Below are 5212 nucleotides of genomic sequence, written 5' to 3'. Positions count from 1 at the left end.
AAGATCACTCGGGCACCGTCGGAGAGGTCGAAGGTGGACTGGTGGCACGGGCACAGCACGTGGTGCGTCTGCTGCTCGTACAGCGAGATCGGGCAGCCGACGTGGGTGCAGATCTTGGAGAAGGCGACGATGCCCTCGTGCGACCAGTCGAGCTCGCGCTTGTCCTTGATGTTGCCCGGCTGCAGCCGGACGATCATCAGGGCCGCCTTGGCGATCTCCGTCTGGAACTCCTCCTGGTTCTCCTCCAGGCCGTCCGGCTTGGCGAAGGTGAGCGAGCCCACGGCGACGTCCTCGGGACGCAGCGGCTGGTTCGTGTTCATGTTGACCAGGCGCATGCCCTTGGCCCACATGGTGTGACGCAGCTTGCTGTGCGGGAGCGGACCGAGGTCGCGCAGCAGCATGACGCCGGAGAGCGGCACCAGGGCCAGCGCGCCGAACATCGTGTTGCGGATCAGCTTGCGGCGGCCGAGCGCCGACTCCTTGGCGCCCTGGCGGAAGTCCTCGTGGACCTTCGCCCGGACCTCCGGGGGAGCCTCGATCGGGTGCCGCTCGTCGGCGACCTCCACGTCGGACATCAGGGTGCGTGCCCAGTGGACCGCGCCGGCGCCGATGCAGAACAGCGCCGTGCCCAGGGTCAGACCCAGCGCGAAGTTCAGCGCGCTGAGGTGCCCGATCGGGAAGACGAAGATCGACTTGTCGTCCGGGATCGCCACGTAGGAGGCGATGAAGCCGATGGTGGCCAGCATGGACACCGTGAACAGCAGGGCGACCATCCGCTCGGACCGCCTGGCGGCCCGCTCGTCGACGTCCTGGATCCGGTGCTCGTGCGGCGGCAGGCCCGGGTCGGCGAACGGGTTCTCCTCGTCCGCGACCCCTACCGCGCCGTGTGCGTGGCCCTGCTCAGCGGGCAGGTTCTCTTCTGGAATGTCTTGGCTACTCATGACTTCTTGGCCTTTGCGGTCCGAGCGGCGACCCAGACGGCGACCGCGATCAGCACGCCGAGGCCGAAGATCCAGGCGAACAGACCCTCGCTGACCGGCCCGAGGCCGCCCAGCTCCAGACCGCCGGGGTTCTCGGTCTCATCGCCGTTGACCGCGTTCAGGTACGCGATGATGTCCTTCTTGTTCTTCTCCGACATCGTGGTGTCGGGGAAGGACGGCATGTTCTGCGGGCCCGTCTGCATGGCCTCGTAGATGTGCTTCGGAGCGACACCCTCCAGGCTCGGCGCGTACTTGCCCTTCGTCAAGGCACCGCCCTTGCCGGTGAAGTTGTGGCACTGCGCGCAGTTGGTGCGGAACAGCTCGCCACCCTTGGCGATGTCCGCGCCCGCGGGGCCGTACTGCTGGTCGGTGGGCACGCTCGGGCCGGCACCCAGCGAGGCGACGTACGCGGCGAGCTGGTCGATCTGGGCCTGCGTGTAGATGTTCTTCTTGCGCGGGACCTGGGCGCCCTGCGAGGTCGCGGCGGGCATACGGCCGGTGCCGACCTGGAAGTCGACCGCGGCGGCACCCACGCCGACGAGGCTCGGTCCGTCGGAGGAGCCCTGGCCACCGGTGCCGTGGCAGCTGGCGCAGCCGACCTCGTAGAGCTTCTTGCCCTCCTTGATGGTCAGGGACTGGGAGGTTTCATCGGCCTGCGCCTTGCCCGCGGGCGCGAACGCGGCGTACAGCCCCCCCGTGGCCGCCAGCGCGAGGAGTAGGACGACGACCGCCGCCAGCGGATGGCGTCGTCGTGCGGAGAGCTTTTTCACGGATTACCCCGGTGTCAGGATCTTCTGCGTCGGTGCTTCTGGATGTGCGGGAGCGGTCCCGGCTACTTGATCAGGTAGATCGTGGCGAAGAGGCCGATCCAGACGACATCGACGAAGTGCCAGTAGTAGGACACGACGATGGCGGCGGTCGCCTGCTCGTGAGTGAACCTCTTGGCCATGTAGGTGCGGCCGAGGACCAGCAGGAAGGCGATGAGACCGCCCGTCACGTGCAGGCCGTGGAAGCCGGTGGTCAGGTAGAACACCGAGCCGTACGGGTCGGAGGACAGCGAGATGCCGTCCTCCGACCCGTACGGCTCGGAGGAGGACAGCGAGATGCCGTCCTTCTTCACCAGCTCCGTGTACTCGTAGATCTGACCGCCGATGAAGATCGCACCCATGACGAAGGTGAGGATGAACCAGCCACGGAGCTTCTTCACATCGCCCCGCTCGGCCGCGAACACGCCGAGCTGGCACGTGAGGGAGGAGAGCACCAGGATCGTGGTGTTCGTGGCGGAGAAGGGCACGTTGAGTGCCTCCGCCTGTTCCTTCCAGTGGACCGGTCCGGTCACCGACCGGAGGGTGAAGTACATCGCGAAGAGGGCCGCGAAGAACATCAGCTCGGAACTCAGCCAGATGATGGTTCCGACGCTGGTGAGGTTCGGCCGGTTGACCGACGGGTGCGCGTGCCCGGTTTCTACTGTCGTTGCTGTCGCCACGACCGACATTATGTCGGGCGCTTATCTCGCGCTCACTCCGGGGGGTGCCGTTCGGAGTGTTGCCACCCGTGGGACCGGTGTTGACGTGGTGTTCACGGGGACGGGGACGGGAGTAACATCCGCCGGAACGGCCCCGCCCGTCCTGTCCGTACGACGCTGACGTCCCGGAGGAACCATGCAGCCGACCGCCACGGTGCTGGTCTACAGCGACGACTCCACCACCCGCGAGCACGTACGGCTGGCCGCCGGGCGCCGCCCGGCCCCCGATGTGCCCTTGGTCGAGTTCGTCGAGTGCGCGACCCCCGACGCGGTCCTCCGGGAGCTGGACCGGGGCGGCATCGACGTCTGCGTGTTCGACGGCGAGGCCGTGCCGATGGGCGGCATGGGGATGTGCCGGCAGATCAAGGACGAGGTGTTCGGCTGTCCGCCGGTGCTGCTGCTGATGGGGCGGCCGCAGGACGCGTGGCTGGCCACGTGGAGCCGGGCCGACGCGGCGGTCACCCTGCCGGTGGATCCCGTGGAGTTCGCCTCGGCCCTGGCCTCCCTGCTGCGCGGCAAGCGGCTGGTGGGCGCCTAGCCGGGGATGCGTGCGGCGGTCGCCGCGTGGGTGCGTACGGCTCCCACGCGGCGGCTGCCGCGGCTCGGCCCGGGCCCCGCGCCGCGGGGCGCTCACAGGGCCGCTGGCTGGATCCTGAGGGCGTCCGACGGGGCCGGGCCGTCCGGTCTGCCGTTGAAGAGGGCACTGCCCTGACGCCACTTCTGCCAGTCGACGTTCCAGTCGCCGAAGCCGTTGCCGAAGGGCTCCATGTCGTTGCCGTTGGAGTTGACGACCCTGACGATGTCGCCCTCGCGGACGGTGTCGAAGAACCACTCGGCGTTGGACGTGCTCATCCCCGTGCAGCCGTGGCTGACGTTGGCGTAGCCCTGGGAGCCCACGGACCAGGGGGCGGCGTGCACGTACTCGCCGGACCAGGTGACCCGGGTGGCGTAGTAGACCGGCAGGTCGTAGGAGTCGGAGCTGCCCTCGGCGATGCCGACCGTGGTGCCGCGCATGCGTACGAAGTACTGCTTGGCCAGGACCACCTTGACGCCGTTGCGGGTCTCGAAGCCGGGCTTGCCTGTGGTGACGGGGATCTGGTTGATCTCCTCGCCGTTCCGGTAGACGGTCATCTGGTGCGAGGCGGCGTCCGTGACGGCCTCGATCCGGTCACCGGTGGTGATCTTCACCGGTTTCGCCTTCCCGCCCCAGAGCCGGTCGCCGATCCGGACGCCGTCCAGGTTGCTGTGCACCTGGATGGTGGCGTGGACGGGCCAGTACTCCTTGGGGCGGTAGTGGAGCTCCTTGTTGTCCACCCAGTGCCAGGCGCCCGGCACGGCCGGCGTGGAGTCCACCCGCAGGGCGCGTTCCACCACGGCGCGCTGCGCCTTGTCCTTGATCTCGTGGTCGAGCTGGGCGGTGATCGGCTGTCCGACGCCGTAGGTGCCCTTCCCCGGCCCGAACGTGACGTTCAGGCGCTGCTTGCTGGTGGGCTTGCTGGTGTCGAACGTGAGCACCTTGCGGCCGGGCGCGCCGTCCTCGTCCTCGGTGCTCACCGTGACCGTGTAGTGGGCGCTGGCGGCCAGCGGGGAGGTGCTGTGCCACCGGCTGCCGTCGGCGGCCAGTTCGCCCGCCACGTAGCGCCCTGTGGCGTCCTGGGCGGTGACGTCCGTGATACGGCCCTCATCGCTGTCGGCGGTGACCTCCAGGGGTTTGTCCGGGTCGGCCCGCTTTCCCGCCTCGGTGGGGCCGTTGAAGGAGATCAGGCCCGCTGCGTCGTACGGCCTGGCCGACAGGGGGTTGCCGTCCGAACCGCAAGCGGTGACGCCCGCGCCGAGGGCGGTCACCAGCAGGGTGCAGCTGACGACGGTGCGGGTCCGCGGAGTGTGGTTCATACGATCACGCTATGAGCTGGAGACCGTACCGGCGCGGCAGGTAACTCGTACGAGCGAACGACACTGCGGCAAAGGAAGGACACGCCGGGTCGCCGGAAAAGCCGGGAGCCCGGACCCTCCTGGGGAAGGTCCGGGCTCCCGGTGCGTCACGCGCGTCCTACTGGGTGCGGTTCTCACCGTGGTAGTACTCGAACACCCAGCCGAACAGGCCGATCGCGATGAACGGCGCGGAGAAGTAGATCAGCCACCAGCCGACCGCGATGCTGAGGAAGGCGATCGCGCCGCCGAAGCCCAGCATGAGCGGCTGCCAGCTGTGCGGGCTGAAGAAGCCCAGCTCGCCCGCGTCGTCCGCGACGTCCGCCTCCTTGTCGTCCTGGGCGCCCGCGTCGACCCGCCGGGCGGTGAAGCCCAGGTAGAAGCCGATCATGACGCTCAGGCCGAAGGCCAGGAAGAGCGCGGTGGTACCGGCCGGCTCCTTCGACCACACGCCATACACGATGGCCATGATCAGGATGAAGACGCTCAGCCAGATGAACATCCGACCCTGGATCTTCACTTGCCGGCCTCCTTGCTGCCCGCGACGGCGGTGCCGTGACCGGCGTGCTCGAGCTGCTCGAGCGCGGCGATCTCAGGGTGGTGCAGGTCGAACGCCGGGGATTCACTGCGGATCCGCGGCAGGGTGAGGAAGTTGTGCCGCGGCGGCGGGCAGGACGTCGCCCACTCCAGCGAACGGCCGTAGCCCCACGGGTCGTCCACGCCGACCGGCTTGCCGTACTTGGCCGTCTTCCAGACGTTGTAGAGGAACGGCAGGATC

The 5212-nt window shown here is 68.6% G+C and carries 6 protein-coding genes and 1 pseudogene; 1 reads left to right on the top strand and 6 read right to left on the bottom strand.

Annotated elements, in window-relative coordinates; genetic code table 11:
* From qcrA to ctaE, 3 genes are all read right to left on the bottom strand, one after another.
* On the bottom strand, positions 1-941 hold a 941-nt coding region (qcrA, locus tag IE312_RS37425; protein WP_229900916.1), incomplete at its 3' end, for a cytochrome bc1 complex Rieske iron-sulfur subunit.
* Entirely contained in the window at positions 938-1750 is an 813-nt protein-coding gene (gene qcrC / locus IE312_RS37420; protein ID WP_189986777.1) for a cytochrome bc1 complex diheme cytochrome c subunit, read from the bottom strand. The genes qcrA and qcrC, both read right to left, overlap by 4 nt.
* A 62-nt stretch (positions 1751-1812) precedes the next feature.
* Entirely contained in the window at positions 1813-2475 is a 663-nt protein-coding gene (gene ctaE / locus IE312_RS37415; protein ID WP_189986776.1) for an aa3-type cytochrome oxidase subunit III, read from the bottom strand.
* A gap of 166 nt (positions 2476-2641) precedes the next feature.
* Between ctaE and IE312_RS37410 the strand changes: the two genes are divergently transcribed.
* Entirely contained in the window at positions 2642-3043 is a 402-nt protein-coding gene (locus IE312_RS37410) for a response regulator (protein ID WP_189986775.1), read from the top strand.
* Positions 3044-3135: 92 nt separating this feature from the next.
* On the opposite strand, the gene IE312_RS37405 is transcribed toward IE312_RS37410, so the two are convergent.
* From IE312_RS37405 to IE312_RS37395, 3 genes and pseudogenes are all read right to left on the bottom strand, one after another.
* Positions 3136-4398, bottom strand: a complete 1263-nt coding sequence (locus IE312_RS37405; protein WP_189986774.1) for a L,D-transpeptidase — start codon at positions 4396-4398, stop codon at positions 3136-3138.
* A gap of 157 nt (positions 4399-4555) precedes the next feature.
* Entirely contained in the window at positions 4556-4954 is a 399-nt protein-coding gene (locus tag IE312_RS37400) for a cytochrome c oxidase subunit 4 (RefSeq protein WP_189986773.1), read from the bottom strand.
* Positions 4951-5212, bottom strand: a pseudogene (locus IE312_RS37395) (aa3-type cytochrome oxidase subunit I); the annotation flags it as partial. The pseudogene IE312_RS37395 and the gene IE312_RS37400, both read right to left, overlap by 4 nt.

It is taken from the genome of Streptomyces capoamus (assembly GCF_014654935.1).
Lineage (GTDB): Bacteria > Actinomycetota > Actinomycetes > Streptomycetales > Streptomycetaceae > Streptomyces > Streptomyces capoamus.
Note: the sequence above shows the minus strand (reverse complement) of the source record. Positions and strands in the feature narration are given on the sequence as shown.

Coding starts and splice junctions, on each gene's coding strand:
- IE312_RS37410 (WP_189986775.1), top strand. CDS start 2,642: ATGCAGCCGACCGCCACGGTGCTGGTCTACAGCGACGACTCCACCACC.
- ctaE (WP_189986776.1), bottom strand. CDS start 2,475: ATGTCGGTCGTGGCGACAGCAACGACAGTAGAAACCGGGCACGCGCAC.
- IE312_RS37405 (WP_189986774.1), bottom strand. CDS start 4,398: ATGAACCACACTCCGCGGACCCGCACCGTCGTCAGCTGCACCCTGCTG.